Source organism: Rubripirellula reticaptiva, from assembly GCF_007860175.1.
Lineage (GTDB): Bacteria > Planctomycetota > Planctomycetia > Pirellulales > Pirellulaceae > Rubripirellula > Rubripirellula reticaptiva.
This window is the reverse complement of record NZ_SJPX01000004.1, coordinates 728,170-744,053: the sequence shown is the minus strand read 5'-3', so window position 1 is coordinate 744,053 and position 15,884 is coordinate 728,170. Positions and strand designations below refer to the sequence as shown.

Annotated in this window: 15 protein-coding genes; 5 read left to right on the top strand and 10 right to left on the bottom strand. The window is 56.2% G+C overall.

The window, feature by feature from the left end; translation table 11 throughout:
• Positions 1-75 precede the first annotated feature (75 nt).
• The gene (locus Poly59_RS19870; protein ID WP_146535833.1) at positions 76-687 is read right to left on the bottom strand and encodes a class I SAM-dependent methyltransferase; all 612 of its coding nucleotides are present in this window, start codon (positions 685-687) and stop codon (positions 76-78) included.
• A gap of 56 nt (positions 688-743) precedes the next feature.
• On the opposite strand from Poly59_RS19870, the gene Poly59_RS19865 reads away from it, so the two are divergent.
• The gene (locus Poly59_RS19865) at positions 744-998 is read left to right on the top strand and encodes a hypothetical protein (protein ID WP_146535832.1); all 255 of its coding nucleotides are present in this window, start codon (positions 744-746) and stop codon (positions 996-998) included.
• 55 nt (positions 999-1,053) lie between these two features.
• Here the strand turns inward: Poly59_RS19865 and Poly59_RS19860 are convergent, their stop codons facing one another.
• Complete coding sequence (locus Poly59_RS19860) at positions 1,054-1,449, bottom strand: hypothetical protein (protein ID WP_146535831.1); 396 nt, start codon at positions 1,447-1,449, stop codon at positions 1,054-1,056.
• Positions 1,450-1,535: 86 nt separating this feature from the next.
• Complete coding sequence (locus tag Poly59_RS19855; RefSeq protein WP_246151782.1) at positions 1,536-2,432, bottom strand: hypothetical protein; 897 nt, start codon at positions 2,430-2,432, stop codon at positions 1,536-1,538.
• Positions 2,433-2,804: 372 nt separating this feature from the next.
• On the opposite strand from Poly59_RS19855, the gene Poly59_RS19850 reads away from it, so the two are divergent.
• Together Poly59_RS19850 and Poly59_RS19845 are read left to right on the top strand one after the other, a co-directional pair.
• On the top strand, positions 2,805-3,098 hold the full coding sequence (locus Poly59_RS19850; protein WP_146535830.1) for a hypothetical protein: 294 nt from the start codon (positions 2,805-2,807) through the stop codon (positions 3,096-3,098).
• Between the two features lie 164 nt (positions 3,099-3,262).
• Positions 3,263-5,440, top strand: coding sequence for an AMP-binding protein (locus Poly59_RS19845; RefSeq protein ID WP_146535829.1), 2,178 nt, complete (start codon positions 3,263-3,265; stop codon positions 5,438-5,440).
• Between the two features lie 49 nt (positions 5,441-5,489).
• Here the strand turns inward: Poly59_RS19845 and Poly59_RS29705 are convergent, their stop codons facing one another.
• From Poly59_RS29705 to Poly59_RS19835, 3 genes are read right to left on the bottom strand one after another with little or no spacing between them, the layout of a single operon-like run.
• A complete protein-coding gene (locus Poly59_RS29705) occupies positions 5,490-5,663 on the bottom strand; it encodes a hypothetical protein (protein ID WP_186776399.1) in 174 nt (57 codons plus the stop codon).
• A gap of 45 nt (positions 5,664-5,708) precedes the next feature.
• Positions 5,709-7,319, bottom strand: coding sequence for an ABC transporter permease (locus Poly59_RS19840; RefSeq protein ID WP_246151781.1), 1,611 nt, complete (start codon positions 7,317-7,319; stop codon positions 5,709-5,711).
• Positions 7,319-8,701, bottom strand: coding sequence for a hypothetical protein (locus tag Poly59_RS19835; RefSeq protein WP_146535828.1), 1,383 nt, complete (start codon positions 8,699-8,701; stop codon positions 7,319-7,321). The genes Poly59_RS19840 and Poly59_RS19835 overlap by 1 nt, the downstream gene beginning before the upstream one ends.
• A gap of 236 nt (positions 8,702-8,937) precedes the next feature.
• Between Poly59_RS19835 and Poly59_RS19830 the strand changes: the two genes are divergently transcribed.
• Positions 8,938-9,948 carry a 6-bladed beta-propeller gene (locus tag Poly59_RS19830; protein ID WP_222436141.1) on the top strand — a complete coding sequence of 337 codons (1,011 nt, stop codon included), beginning with the start codon at positions 8,938-8,940 and terminating at the stop codon, positions 9,946-9,948.
• Positions 9,949-10,087: 139 nt separating this feature from the next.
• Complete coding sequence (locus Poly59_RS19825; RefSeq protein WP_146535827.1) at positions 10,088-10,888, top strand: lysophospholipid acyltransferase family protein; 801 nt, start codon at positions 10,088-10,090, stop codon at positions 10,886-10,888.
• Positions 10,889-10,948: 60 nt separating this feature from the next.
• Here the strand turns inward: Poly59_RS19825 and Poly59_RS19820 are convergent, their stop codons facing one another.
• The 4 genes from Poly59_RS19820 to Poly59_RS19805 form a co-directional block, all read right to left on the bottom strand.
• Positions 10,949-12,466, bottom strand: coding sequence for a hypothetical protein (locus Poly59_RS19820; RefSeq protein ID WP_146535826.1), 1,518 nt, complete (start codon positions 12,464-12,466; stop codon positions 10,949-10,951).
• A gap of 48 nt (positions 12,467-12,514) precedes the next feature.
• Positions 12,515-13,078 (bottom strand): hypothetical protein, encoded by a 564-nt coding sequence (locus tag Poly59_RS19815; RefSeq protein ID WP_146535825.1) that lies wholly within the window; start codon positions 13,076-13,078, stop codon positions 12,515-12,517.
• Positions 13,079-13,214: 136 nt separating this feature from the next.
• Positions 13,215-13,901, bottom strand: a complete 687-nt coding sequence (locus Poly59_RS19810; RefSeq protein WP_146535824.1) for a DUF4339 domain-containing protein — start codon at positions 13,899-13,901, stop codon at positions 13,215-13,217.
• Between the two features lie 191 nt (positions 13,902-14,092).
• Positions 14,093-15,877 (bottom strand): aspartate kinase, encoded by a 1,785-nt coding sequence (locus tag Poly59_RS19805; protein ID WP_146535823.1) that lies wholly within the window; start codon positions 15,875-15,877, stop codon positions 14,093-14,095.
• Between the last annotated feature and the right edge of the window lie 7 nt (positions 15,878-15,884).

Genomic DNA, 15,884 nt, shown 5'->3' with positions numbered 1-15,884 from the left:
GGAGTCGACGGTTGAAGCATAATAGCGTACGTCCGTCATGCTCGAACAGTTCAGACGCGGCGAGCGAACGACCGGTTACGATTTGCGATACAGGCGAATGTCGTTCGGGCCACAGAACATCATCAACAGAGCACCGCGAGCGGCATAGCGGTCAAAAACGGCTTCATGAAAATCGTCTTCGCCGGGCCACGGATACGAGTAGACCATCGCAAAGTCATCCAGATCCAACCCCAGCGATTCATACGCGTTTTCGATTTTGTGCCCCAAGCTGGGCAACATCGGATCGTCGGCCAGCGATTCGGCCCCCGGCGGCAAAAAGTTGCCGTGAATCAATTCAACAGGGACGCCCCAGTCTTTGACCGTCGTTTGACCTTGAACCAGCAGCACGTCTTCCGATTCGATACCGATCACGTCGAGACCAAGATGAGCCGCGCATGCGCTGACGATCGCGAATCCGCAGCCCCATTCGACAAACCGTCGCCCGATCGTCATTTGAGTTTCAAGTGTCCAGTCGAGAGCTTGAAAAACGTGGCTGTAGTCCGCAGCCACAAACTGTTCGATCTGCGGCCGATCCCAGCGGTCTTGAAACGTTTCGATGCGTTGTTTTGCCAGCTCGATGGATTTAGCGATCGCATCAGGGACCAGACGCGAGTCAACACCCGAGGGAATGTCTATCTTATGAAGCACGGTGGTTCTCGTACGGTTTGACCAGACGTGTCCGAACTCGTTCGAACGATGAATTCATGAGCAGCACCAACACCATTGCACGCCCAAACGCGTGCGACGAAGACGAACTGGACAGCCGAACGCTGGAAAATTGCGAAGCGATGATCGTGTGCTTGAACACGCGGCGGTTCGTCATTGTCCGGCCAGGCGAAGCAATCAATGTTTGGCCGTGCGACCGCGGCTGGGACGACATCCGCAACCTGCATCCGGGCGACAAAGTGATCTATAAGGGGACCACAACACAGGTCAGCGCCGTGGAAGTCTATCGCTAAGCAACCTGACGCAAAGAAACAACAGCGACCCAAACTTGCGGGCCAAACAAGCAACCTAAACCGTACCTTCGTCCAAGTTCGTGTCCAGGTCCGGATTGACGGCAAACTGCCACCCCAAGGTGTCAATGTCATCCGCATTGGCCCAACGACTTTGGGGCCCCCACAACGGATCATGACAGATCGGACACTGCGCGTCCTCGACAGCCGGGTATTGATGTGGCGTCGTAATGTCGGGCGCTAACCAAATCGCTTCGCATTCGTCACAGACGATCAAACCATGCGGCTCCGTCGATCCGGTCACGATGAATCGGGCGTCCGAATCGCTTGCATGATCACCTGCCTGATCGCTGACTTGACCCTTGGCATTCGCATTGGCGACACCACAAATTCGAATACCGCACAGGCCGCCGCCGCAGACGGGACAAAAGTCGATGGAATGTTTCGGGCTCACGCGAGCATGCTCCGGTGAATCGTGTTGAATTGCATGATAGAAAAACGGGACAAGCAGCGAAGAAAACTCGGCTACGACGAAATTGCCTACATCGGATAGGCCGTGATCACACGATTTCCTTCGACGACCAAACGAACTCGGCGAGCCATCGGTTTGCGTCTGCGATTGCCGTCACGGCCCCCCACATAACCGACTCGCCCGCCCATATCGACGGTGTAGACCGTCCGCCCATCGTCGACTGTCGTCGTCGTTTTCTGCTTCTTCTTTGCGCGATCAAAAGCACGATCGATCGTCGTTAACGCGCCCTCCATGCCGCCATCAAACACTCCATGACTGCCGGGGCGTCCGGGGTCATCCTCGGTGTGACGACGCAAGTGTTCCAAGCGGTGGCCTTCGGCGCTGCCGGGCGTGTACAGCAATCCGGCTGGAGACACGAATCGATCGCGAGAAACTTCTCGCAAGATTCCGTATTCAAGATCCGGATCGGTCCGGTCAACGGACTTGGCCTGAGCCGGTACCGAAGAGTTCGCAGTCGGCTTAGTGGTTGCCTTTGCAGTTGAGGCCGGCGACTGCCCGCCCGTCGGCATCTTGCCGGACAACGGCCCTGGTTTTGGCGAAAACTTTGACGATGAAGTTGAAGGCGAAGACGAGGTCACCGGACCGGAATTGGCCGTCTGTCCGGGCCGACTGGATTCCAGCGATTTTGATTCCGTGGACCGGCTTGCCGTCGGTTTTGGATCGCCATCGGCCAGCCGAACATTCCCTGCACGGTCGGTTTTCACCGCCGGCAACGACCATCCAAACCGCTCGTTCAATCGAGGCGCCGAAAACGAGTAGATCGCCACCATCGCGATGACGGCTAAACCACCGACTTTCGACTTGCTAGATCTCTTCCCAGATTTGGCCCCCAATCCAACCGATCCATTTGCTTGGTTTGAACCGTGAGTTGGTGAAGATGCGTCGCGATCAGACGACTCGGTCATGCGGTTTCCTTTTCATTTCAAACAACCGGCAGGTGTACATCTGCTGGGCGACGGCGATTGTAGACCAAGCCGCCGGCTTTGACGTGCCGCACCGACTAGGCCAGCAACTGAACAGATTGCTGACCAAGCAGTGCGTCGACTCAACAAGATGCCGACTGGCATAGTCATGACGGGTGACGAGCTAAATTTTTTGCTTAATCCGTTGAAGTGGACCTGTGCAGCTTCAGAGACGTGGTACTTTTGTTAGGACGAGTCAAGATACGACGACTGGGCAAAACGTACAGTCGTCGCCACTTTCAATTCGATTCAGTGCCTCAGAATGACGACGAGGCCCCTCCATTCACGAAAAACTCTGACCTTCAAGGGCGTTTGATGCGTAAGTTTGCTGGTTTTCTGGTCGCTGCTGCGGTTGTTCTCGGATCCACTCAGCACGTTTCGGCTGAGCCAGGCTGGTCGCCAGTGATCATCGCTACAGGTGCGTACCGCCAACAGATTGAGTCGACACCAATTGAATTTCGGCCCTATCGTCCTCTTCATTTCTATGGCAACGCAGTTCGCCGCAATTATTATCGCGGAAACGCAGCCCCGATCCCGCGGTTCAGTGGCCCAGAAATCCTGCCGCCAATGACCAGCGGAACGCCCATCCGAACCTACCGCGGATTCTGATCTGGCCGATTTTGAACTGGGGCAACGTTTGTTCTGCCCTGTGCGGATTGGTCACATCATTTAGAATCCTGCTCCTGCGTAGGCACTTGCGCCCGCGGAATGCCTGCGTCACTCACCGTGACGCAGCGGATTTGAATCGTCTGACCTAAAGGTCCCCATCAGAAATGGCACCTCCCGAACTCCTTGCCGCGACCACATTCGCCCAGTGGATCGGGAAGCGTGCCGAACTTCATGGCGATCGAATCGCGGCCACTTTCTTGAATGACCAGCCGACCGCCGGCCATCCGAGAGAGGTTTCGTGGAGCTATGCGGACCTTTGGCGACGCTCCTGCCGAGTCGCTTTGCTGTTGGCGGATGCGACGAATCGACCTGTCGCTGACGCTCGGATTACAGTCGCCGACGCCCATCCTCCGCGAGCCCTGTTGCTGTACCCGCCGGGAATCGAGTTTTTAGCCGGCTTTCTGGGCTGCCAAATCGCTGGCTGGATTCCGGTACCGACCAGCTATCCGAAACCCGGACGATCGATGCCGCGACTCGATTCGGCCGCCGCTGACTGCTGCCCCCAGGCGATCCTGGGCGACCAAGCCACCATCGATTCCATCGACCCCAGCAAACTCTCGCCTGCAGCCGGGTCGATTCACCGGATCGTCACCAGTGGCGATTTGCCAGACCAGGCAAATCAATCCTGGATCGCTCCCGACTCGCTACCCGATTCACTGCCGAACGCCCCGGACTCACTGGCCCTGCTGCAATACACCAGCGGCAGCACCAGCGATCCGAAAGGCGTGATGGTTAGCCATCGCAACTTGCTGGCCAACTTGGAAGCCATCCGCCGCGGATTTGGGATCGAGTGGCAAGATCCGTCCGACCCAAATGCGAGTGTTGCCACCGGAGTGTTCTGGTTGCCGTTTTTTCACGACATGGGCCTGATCGGCGGAATTTTGGCGCCGCTGTACATCGGCGGCAGAACCGTCTTGATGAGCCCGACTTCGTTCTTGCAGCGACCGATCCGATGGCTGCAAGCAATCAGCGACTACGACGCCCAATTCAGTGGCGCACCGAATTTTGCATACCAACTTTGCGTCGACCGAATCTCGCCTGACCAAACCGACAACTTGGATCTCAGCCGGTGGCAAGTTGCATTTTCGGGCGCCGAGCCGGTATTGGCAAGAACTCTGCAAGACTTTGGCAGCCGGTTTTCGAGCAGCGGCTTTTCATCATCCGCATTCTACCCATGCTACGGATTGGCGGAAGCAACGTTGTTAGCTGCCGGTGGCGACGGACCCGCAGAACCAAAACCGATCATCGTCAAACGTGACTCAGTCCGATCGGGAAAACCAATCATCACCGAGACTGGACGCGGATCGGAATTCCAAAAACTGGTCTCCTGTGGCACCGCGTCACACGAATCCGAATTGCGAATCGTGGATCCCGAAACATGCATTGAGGTCAGCCCAGGAACCATCGGCGAAATCTGGCTGCGCGGCACTGCGATTACGGCCGGTTACTGGAACCGCGATCAAGAAAATGCCGAGATGTTCAACGCATCAATCGCTGGCGATTCAAGCAGTGAAAATTCGTCAGGCTTCTATCGCACCGGCGATCTGGGATTCCTGCATCAGAGCGAACTGTTTGTCACCGGCCGACGAAAGGACTTGGTAATTCTTCGCGGGCGAAACCTGTTCCCTCAGGACATTGAATCCACCACGCTTGAAACGATTGGCGCCGGCGCGGGCCGATGCACGGCGTTTGCCATCGATAGCGGACGAGGCGAAGCGCTCGCGATCGTTGCCGAACTTCCCCGTCACTACGACGACGCTGACCTACCCGAGATGGTCCGATCGATTCGCCGAGCCGTCATTGATGTTCACGAAGTCGATCCACGACATGTTTGGCTAGTGCGTCCAGCAACGGTTCCCGTCACCAGCAGCGGCAAAGTTCAACGCCACCTCTGTCGCGAGCGTTTCGACGCTGACGAGATCAAGACACGCTACCGCTACGATCGGGCATCCGGCAGCGAACAAGTGCCGATTCCGTTGCCAACGATTTCGGCCCATCCCAAACCAGACGAACGCGCCGACATTCTGTTGGCGACCCAGAACTGGATGAGCCAGTGGCTGATCGCTCGAGCCGGCGTCGACCCAATCGATGTCGCGTTAGAAAAACCATTCACCGACTACGGTCTCGACTCGATGACCGCGGTCGAAATGAGCGGCGAAATCGAAGACTGGTCAGGCGTTGAATTGACACCGATAGTTGCCTGGAATTATCCCAACACAGCCAGCTTGAGTGAGTTCATCGCTGACCAGATCATTGAATTGGCCTGCCACAACTCAACCTAACCGGTCACAGCGCAGCGTAGCATGGGCAACCAGACTCTGGCTGCAAAACCTATTTCGAAGCTTTCAGTTCGGCCGCTTCGGCTTCCAATGCCGCAACTTCGTCTTCCAACTGCTTCAGTTCTTGCGGATCGTCCGCTTGCTCGCGTGATCCTGCCAATCGAGGACGCAGGGTTTGCAGTTTCTTGTTGATGATGTCGAGCCGTTTTTTCGCTTTCTTGTCCACAGTTTGCCTGAGCCTGATGAGAGATCGTGAAGGGCTAGCCGCCCACTAAAATTCCATTAACGCCACGATGAAATGGACCAACAACACATACAGCGTTGTCCACAACACCGTCGATGTGATCGCGTCACTGACGTCGCCCGCCGAAAACTTCGGCGACGCTCCACGATAGTAACCGATCGCGCCGGTGCCGATACCACAGGCCAAGTTCTTGATCGCCACCCAACCCCAGCCCTTGGACCACGACATCCATCCACCAACAGCGTCCGAATCGGTCAAGTTGCGATAAAAATGCTGTTCCCAAAAATAAGGACCGATGTCGGGATACATCTGCGTGAAGGTCAGCAACGAAACCAGCCGCGCCGACGTGAACGCCATCCACTGCAAGATCGGTGACGCCACCACAAAGGCCATCACGATACACGCCAACAAATAAGACGTCGGCCGCACACCGAGCGTTCGCATTGCGTCGACCTGGCCGCCGTACTGTTTGACGCCTACGTCGGCGGCGACCGCCGCACCACAACGCGCGGCGATCAAAATCGTAGCCAGCACCGGTACCAACACACGGTACAACGCAAACCCAATCGATGACAGCAACTCGTCAATCAATAGCGGCTGGGTGTACATTCGAAACGGCAAGAATCGAAACGTGAAATACGTTGCCGTGAACCCCGTGATCACTCCCGCTAGAATCAGGTACACCCACGCCGAAACTCCGCCGATCAAACGAAGATAGTGAGCGAAAAACCTCAGCCCCCACGTCAACTTGGGAAACACCGGAAACGCATCAAACGGCAATCGCAACGCCGCGACCACAACGGCACCGCTGGCAGTCAAAAAGTCGTCAACTTTCGCCATTGCCCAAGCCGCCTTCCCACGTCCCGGCCGATCGACCGCCTCTGCCGTCACAGGTTTCATCCGATCAGGGATTTCGGCCCATTGATCGCGAGGCACCGAAACCAGACGTTTCTGGTGGCTGTCCAATAACAGGACTTCATCGGCGATGGGCAGCAATGTTTCGTAGTCGTGAGTAACGACGATACTGGTGCGACGGTGCAACGATTGGGTACGGCGAATCAAATCCGCAACCTTTCGTCCACTCGCCGTATCGAGCCCCGATGTAGGCTCGTCATACAACACGATGTCGGGATTCGCCGCCAATGTCCGAGCGATCGCCAGACGCTGTTTCTGACCACCACTCAAATTGGCAACTTGGCGATTCGAGGGAACCCCCAGCTCATCAAGCCACTGCGCCGCCGTCTGGCCCGGTGGCTGGTCAGGATCGCTGCGATGGTCGATCCCGAACTGCACATTGGCGATCGGCGAGAGCTCGTCAAAAAGGGCAAACTGCTGGAAAACGATTCCCACTCGCGGCGTCATCATCGGCGACGCATCGCCACGCGACGGTTCCCACTGGATGTCACCGCACCAACGAATTTTCTCGCCATCTCGCGGAAGCAATCCCGCCAAAACTCGCAGCAGCACCGACTTGCCCGCGCCGCTGCCGCCAACGATGACAGTGATCTTGCCGCCCGGCAACGTCACGTTGGTTTCGGCCAACAACGTCATCGCACCGATGCTGACGTTCAAATCGACCAACCGCAACGGATGCTGCGCGGGGGTCAATTCTTGACTAGGTGATTGAGCATTGGTCATCACGGCTTCTCGCTTTCGTCGGCCATGTAGACCACCGGGTAAGACGCCGTTTCACGAGAAGGAAAAATCACAATCTCGCCATCATCAACGGGCGGACCGGAAACGTTGCGAGTTGCCACGATCCAGCGTCGATCTTTTCCCAGTATTTGATTCCTCAGCACGCGAGCGAAGTTTGGATTGATTCCAGTTTCGCGCGTCCCGAACAGATCGTCACCGATTTGCCGCGCGATCGGCTCCAAACGGTCACCTGTCAACGCGAAGGCTTGGCGAGCATCATTGCTCGTCCACACTTCGGTCCAAACTTGGCGTAATCGAACGTTGTCAACAAACGCCTCTTTCAAGATCACGCGAACCAAATCGCGAGCCTGCGGATCCGCGGCAATCTCCGATGCGACAGCCGACAACTCGGACCGTATCGACTGGTTCGCTGCAACGTCGGTCACGATTTCCTGAACCGCAACAACCACCTCGTCCATATGCGACTCGAAAACAGGGATGGCTTGCTCTTCGACAAAGCGATCCCACTCTTCTTGCAACAGATCTTTCTTGGGCAGCGGCGATCGATCGTAAATCGCTCGCCAGCCAAAACGCCAAATCGATGCCTTGTCCCACAACTCACGGCCGATCCTTTCGGCTTCGGGTTCGCCATGCTCGCGAACAATCGGCAATATTTCTCGCCGCGCAAGCGGAATCAGACGGTCTCGCACCACTTGATCGTTCCAACGCGCAAGCAGTGTGTCGACTTCGCCGCGGTGCCTCTCGACCGACCTGCGAAACTCATCTTCGATGATTGGCAAAGACCGCTGCAGACTCAATTGAACCAGCGGCACGTAGGCCGCCGAAAGCTGCTCGCCATGCTGGGCCATCGCGTCGGTCAATCGCTTCGTGATCTTCTTGCGCTGGTCATCCGGCAACATGGTTGCGACGATGTCTTCCAGACGACCGCTACTGCGATACTGAGCCAATCGAGCTTCGTGCGGGCTCAAATCAGGCGCGTACCAGGCAATGCGTACTTCGCTGCGTACTTCGCTGCGTACTTCGCTGCGTCCTTCGCTGCGTCCTTGCGACGATCCAGACTCGGACACCCCAGAGTCAACCGATTGGACATGCCCGACTTGGGACCAAACGCCACCATTGTCCTGAAAAAAAACCGGATCACCGATCTGCAGACGGGACGCTGGGTCAATGGCGGCAACCTGATCGGTTGGCCCCGTCATGTATCGAAGCAGTGTTCGGTGAATCGGAACAGCCCCCGAATCGGAACTCGATCGCAATGCCCCAAAAACCAACACCGGCAATAGCACCCAAAACAGGATCCCGATGCCGCGCACCGTACTGCGGCGTTCAAGTCGCCGTTGAAATTGCTGAAAGAGACCATTCATGGGACTTAAGATAACGGAAGATCGAAACGATTGGCGACTCCGATAAACTTGCAATTTCCAATTGCGACGGCCACCTCAGCATTCGCAAAGCAGTGCCGAAGACGTAAAAAACGGAAGCATGATCAAATCCGGATTGCAGATTGCTTCCGGGTGCCCGCCGATCGACTACGCTAATGCCCGCTCAAACGACCACGATCCCGGCGGTCCCTTCACACCTCACCCCCAGAGCCCTCAACATGAAACGCAGTCTTTTCGTTTTCTTGACAACACTTCTTCTTGGCGTCGCCAATTCTGCATTGGCACAGTCGGACGTTAAGCCAGTCCGCATGGGCTGCGGCTTGATGACCTTTGACACGGTCCCGGGCTGGGGACTTCGCCCCGACGGCCACTCGGCAATTGGATCGACGCACGGCGGAGTCGTCATCGACAAAGCGGGCAACATCTACACCAGTGCGGCCGCAGGCGTGTTTGTGTTTTCGCCGGACGGAAAAGTTGTTCAGTCGTATCTCGGCAAGGAGTACTCGAACATTCACGATATGGAAATTCGTGAAGAAACCGAGGGTGAATTCATCTACGGCGCCCGTAACAAAGACGCCGAAGGCATCAAGTTCAACGCGCACTCGGGCGAAATTGTCCTGCACCTTGGCGTGCCCGCCGAATCAGGACTAAAAGACAAAATCAAGTTCAGCCCAACCGCGATCACCGTTGCGTCGAACGGCGACATTTTCTTGTCCAATGGTTATGCCAGCAACCACATTTTTAAATACGACAAGGCGGGCAAGTACCTGATGCACTTTGGCAGCAAAGGGAATGGCATGAAAGAGTTCAACACGGCCCACGGAATGACGCTGGACACCCGATACGAACCAAACCGGCTGTTGATCTGTGATCGCAACCACACCCCGCGAGGCCGACTACTGCACTACTCGCTTGACGGCGAATTCATCGACGAAGTGATTCGCGACATTGGTGAACCAACCTCGGCTGCCATTCAAGGCGACTACGTCTCGGTGCCTGATCTGAAGGGCCGACTTGTAATTCTAGACAAGACCAACACGATCATGGCAGTTGTTGGTTTCAACCCCGATCCCGCCAAGGGCCGAAACTACAACGTGCCTCAATCCGAATGGGTCGAAGGCATCTTCAGCGGCACTCACGGATCGTATTGGGATGCAGACGGCAACTTGTACGTCCAAGATTGGAATGTCGACGGACGTATCATGAAACTAGTCCGTGTGAAGAACTAACTGTTCAACGCATCCGCTACAGGAAGTGAAACTCATCAAGAGTTTTGTTGATTAAGTGATTCTCGCCATATCGCGGCGGCCTCCGCCGCGACCCTCGGGGCAAACCACCCAATGCCGAACACGAAAGACACCTTTGTCCATGCAAACGAACGATTCGAATGTTCCTGAAATGCTGGTGTACAGCGAGGGCGTATACCGCACCGCACCGACTCGCGTGTCTTGGCTCTCGCGTGTTTTTCCGTCACTGAACTTCTATCGCAAATTTGGCTGGAACGTTTACAAATCCAGCATCAAGGCACGACAGGGCGAGTACGACGATGCCGAGTGGAGCCGTAGCAGCCACGAAGTCATAACGGCACTGGAGTCCGTTGGGGTAAAAACCGAAGTCAGCGGCATCGATAATGTCCGCTCGCTGAATTCGCCGTGCGTCTTTGTCGGCAACCACATGAGCACGCTGGAAACGATCGTCATGGCATCGATCATTCGGCCAGTTCTACCAGTCACCTTTGTGGTCAAACAAAGCTTGATTGACTATCCGATGTTCCGTCACATTCTGAGATCACGAAATCCGATCGCCGTTTCTCGCGACCATCCACGCGAAGACTTCAAGGCTGTGATGGAAGGCGGACTCTCGCGACTAAAAGCCGGAATCTCGATCGTCGTCTTTCCACAGACCACTCGCAGCGTCACGTTCGACCCAGCCCAATTCAACAGCATCGGTGTCAAACTCGCTCTGCGTGCAGCCGTCCCGGTGGTGCCGATCGCACTGCTGACCGACGCATGGGGCAACGGCAAACGGATCAAAGAATTCGGCCGCATCGACCCCACCAAAACCGTTCGCTTCGCGTTCGGCGAACCAATCACGATCGAAGACCGCAGCGCAAGGCAACACCAACAAGTCATCGAATTCATCGAATCGAAACTCGCCCAGTGGCGGTAGGCAGCAAGCCTAAGTGCGAGAGGCCTATGCAACACAGACTGGCCGCCCGCCCTACGTTCTTTAGCCCACCGTGACGTCGGCGTCTCTTGAATAAACCGCCAGCGCAGATTCGAATGTTTCGCCCTTAATCTTGAAGATCGGTTGGGCATCCGTGTGTCGATTGCAATGGTCGACCAACACACGGTACAGCAATCGAAACAAATGACGGGGAACTCGCAGCGATTGAAACGCAGCCAGCAAACGTTCGTAACTGATGTCGTCACCGAACAAGTCTTTCGGTTCTGGCGATCGCCCGTCGGCGGCACACGCCAACATGCGGGCGCGAGCCAAATCGTAAAGCGCCTCGCCAGTCCACTGAAATGCTGGAATCACGTTCTGCTTATCAAGTCGCGCCCGCTCATGAAATTCACGAGTCTCGCGTTCAACGTCACGGTGCAATTCCTGTGGCAAGAAAAGCTTGAATCCGATGCCTTGGTGCTTTAGCAACTTGTTGTCCAACATCGGCCATACAAATCGCTGCATCAACTCGGGCTTGCCGCCAATCAAGTCGGGCTCGTCGACCCGGTCCATCAAAACGGTCACGCTGGTGTATCCCAAACGCGAAAGGATGCCGCGAAACTTGTTTAGCATTTCGTAGCGATCGTCCGTGCGATCGTAACGCGGCAACGGTTGGCTGGCCAATTCCTTTGACGGGAACTTCATCAGCACGCTCCGCAGCGTCCCGGTTTCACGCTTGCCGACCCGCATGTGCTTGCGAATGCCGGACGCGGCCGACTGGCTCTTGATCCACTTGATCCAGTATGGCATGCCACCGATCAGCGTTACCAACGGGATCAACCACAACCAGTGCGGGCTAACCGGAATGGCTTCGCCGTCGGCACCCTGGCCGCCGCCGCGCATGAACAGCCATCCAACCAACGCAATCGACGCGACAAACGAAGCCACCGCCAGGATTAACGGCCAAGCCGCCGAAGCATTGCTGTATCGCAGTCGTTTGCGAAGCTTTGTCCAGCGATCAGTAAACGCCAATGCCGTCGACTGGTCGTAACAATTGGCCAGCAACAACAAATCACGCGCCGATGTGCGATCGACGTTCTTCAAATCGCCGCCGTCAAGACGCGGGCCCTTACTGCCGTCGCCTTCGTCGCGAAGGACACGGTCCACTAAGTCGGTGACGCCGATGCAAAGGATCGAATCCATGTGATCCCACAACCGCCACGCTTCGAAGACGCGTTCGGTTTTCTTGTTTGTCCGACGACTCATCCGTTCACAGAAATGATCCAAGAACGGATTAAAATCGTCATAGCGAATCAAGAAAACTCGCGAGTCGGGGTTCTCTTGATTGAACCTTTGAATGTGACGGTCAATCTGTAATCGCATCGCCGTTTTCCCAGAGCCCTTGGGGCCGAAGACGATCGACGTCGACGGCTCCTTGGGGTCACCGTACACTTTGTCCCAAATCGGATGATAAGCGCTGCTGATACAATGCTCTTTGAACACTTGGTCAGTTTGTGCGTCCTCCTCTGCAAACGGATTTCGGACAATACCGTGGTGTTCCAAGAAACTCTGGATATTCATGCTGGCGCGGCGTTCGAGGTGACTGTACTGGGTTTCGGTGCGAAGAAGCTACTTTAGGTTCTTAACCATTTTGACGAACTCATCGCGATTGGCTTTCACAACGGGCGCAGGACCAATCATCTTGATGAAGTAAGTCTTGCCGTCGGGGTTTGCCAAAATTGCGGCCGTCATCGCATAGTCAGGTTGCTGAACGACTTTACCACCGCTGAACGGACCACCGCCCATCGAGACGCCGAAGCTGCCGTTGAGATCGACGACATAGACGTCCCACTTGCCAACCTTCAACTTTTCGGTCTTGTTGGCCTCTTTGTTGCCGCCGGCAAACTGGCCCTTCCAGCGAGCGATATTTGGCTCGATCCCGCCGGTTGCGCCCATCATCGTGACACGGCCGGTGGTCACATCATCGCCTTCGCCCGTCGTGACTTCGAACTCATGCTCGATCATGCCCATCTTCGGCTTAACACGCTTGAAGTCGGCTGGTATTGCCAACTTGCCTTCGCCAAATACTTCGACCTCTTGGGCCTCGGCCGTTTCAGCGGCCTGGGTCATCACGACACACACGGGCGTTGCCGAGGCAGCGAATAGTGCGACTAAACAAACGATCAAACGCATGGTGGACTCCATCTCTGGGAAAGATTGGCTACTAGATTCTTAGCTACTCGGTTCATCGGGCATGCCTTCACGAGGCCACGCCTGAACAAATACTCTAGTGTGCCATCCGCAAAGCGGGTAGTTGGCCAACCGGAAGCTAAGATGCCGAACGATTGATTAAAAAGACCAGAACCGCGGCCAAGACGATCGCGACCAGCGACAGCACGCCCACCCAGAAAATGCGTTTGAGATTCCGCGACCGCCGCTCGGCGCCAATGCTCGACTGCCCCGCCAAATTCGGGGTTTCGGCTTTTATACCGCCCGCCGCGACGCCGGCCCCCGCCACGCTGGGTGAAGCGACCGATGGGTTAGATGGGTTAACAGACGCCGGCCCGCCCGAGTCCTGCGCCGCCCGAGGGAGCGTCGATGCGATCTCGGCCAACGCCTCGTCGGCTGATCGCCACTGAGGCCAACCGTCCCTCCAAATCAGCGCCGTCGACGCCACCCGCCCCTCGGCGATCCACTGCTTCAGCAATTCGCCAGACGCGGGCCCATACTGGCCGCCGCTTGGCGGACGGACGTACCAAGTCGCATCGGGATCGTTCGCGATCAGATCAATTTTGACGCCCGATTGGCCGCTCTTCGATCCGTCGGTATTGCTGGCGATCGTCGACCGCAGCGCTGGATCCGGCGGTGAATCCTCAATCGCAATGGAAAAGGGAGCGTCTTCCCGCGGGATGCGAAACTTGGCCTGACATTTAGGGCAAATGCCACGCCGCCCCGCGAGTTCTTGTTTGATGTTCAGTTGCTTGCCGCAAACATGACACGCGAAGCGAACGCCCATGGAAGATCCAGGCCCGAGACAAAAAGAAGAGGAAGAGAGAAAGACGAGACTCCGATCATAACTGAACGATCGCCAACGCACCGCATTCTCGCAAACCCTGCGATGTCACCAGAGCCCAAAACGGCTCCAAATATTCGACTTGGTGACCGCAGAATCCTGCCATCCCCCCCAATTCCGCGAACATTCGCACGCTACATCAGCGATTCGGCAAAGGCTTTCTTCAGACTGTCGGTGGCTTTAGCCGCGTTGGTCGCATCGATGACCGCGTTGACCTGCAACTCGCTGGTATTGATCATTTCGACGTTGATATTGTCAGCCGCCAATCGATCAAACAATAGCGTCGCAACGTGCGTGTGACTGCGCAGACCGATGCCGCTGACCGTGATCTTGGCGATATGGTCAGCACTTTGCAGATCACGCATGCCGTGCTTTGCCTGGATCGTTTTGGCGACCTCGATCGTTTTTGCTAGATCCTTTTTCTCGACGGTCAACGAAACGCTGGTCGATCCATCTTCACCGTCATAACCCTGCACAATCATGTCGACAAAGATGCTGGCTTGACCGATCATTTCGAACATGTCCGCGGCAATCCCTGGCCGATCAGGAACACCGTGCAAAGTCACTCTCGCTTGATCGTTGGTCAACGAAATGCCAGTCAACGTCAATGCCTCCAGTGCATCGGCTCGCAACCGATTGACCAGCGTTTCAAAATCGGCTTCGCTGCGGTCCGCTTTGATTTGTTTCCAGTTCTTTGCGTCGGCGGGACGAATGTGCAAATCAAACGCTTCGTGAACGGCACGAAGTGCGTCGGCGGATTGGCGTTTGGACACCAAGGCTGAGATCTTGATTTCGCTGGTCGTGATCATTTGGATATTCACGTTGGCGTCAGCAAGCGCGCGAAACATCCGCGAAGCCACATTCGCCTGCCGCGCCATGTTCATTCCAACGACCGACACTTTCGAAACCTCGTCGTCGTGTGTGATTCCCTTGGCACCGACCGACTTCATCACCGAATCCAACGCCGCAAGCGTTGCGTTTAATTCGCCGCGCGGCACGGTAAACGAAATGTCCGCCGATCCATCTTGTCCGACGTTCTGAACCACCATGTCGACCGCAATCTTTCGCGCCGCGATGGCCGAAAAGATCTGCAAGCTCTTACCTGGCACATCCGGCACGCCCAACACTGTCACGCGAGCCTCGTCGGCGGTCATCGCCGCACCGCTGACAGGCTGAGTCATCGATTCGGGCTCGGCTACGATCATCGTACCTTCGGTGTCCGAGAAACTGCTGCGAACGTGAATCGGAACACCAAACTTCTTAGCGAACTCAATCGAACGACTGTGCATGACGCCGGCACCAAGGCTGGCCAGTTCAAGCATCTCGTCGTAACTGATCACTTCGACGCGGCGGGCCTCGGGCAGTTTCCGTGGATCGGTCGTGTAAACGCCATCAACATCGGTGTAAATTTCGCAGGCATCGGCACCCAGAACCGCGGCCAAGGCAACCGCCGTCGTGTCGCTGCCACCGCGGCCAAGCGTCGTGATGTTCAGGTCGTCGTCGATGCCCTGGAATCCAGCAGCAACCACGATGTTTCCTTCGGAAAGCAAACGCTGGATGCGCTCGGTCGAAATCGACTGAATCCTTGCCTTCGAAAAACTATTGTCCGTCTTCATGCCAATTTGACCGCCCGTCAAACTGATGGCCTTGGCACCGAGTTCGTGAATTGCCATGGCGACAAGTGCAACACTGACCTGCTCGCCCGTACTGAGCAGCATGTCCATTTCACGCGCCGGTGGGTTCTCGCCAATTTGACCTGCCAAATCCAACAATACATCCGTATTTTTGCCCATCGCGCTAACCACCATCACGACTTGGTGACCTTGCCGCTGAGCCCGGATGGCTTTGCGAGCCGCCGCGCGAATCTTTTCAACATCGGCAACACTGGTGCCGCCAAACTTCTGAACAATCAAAGACATTTCGAAT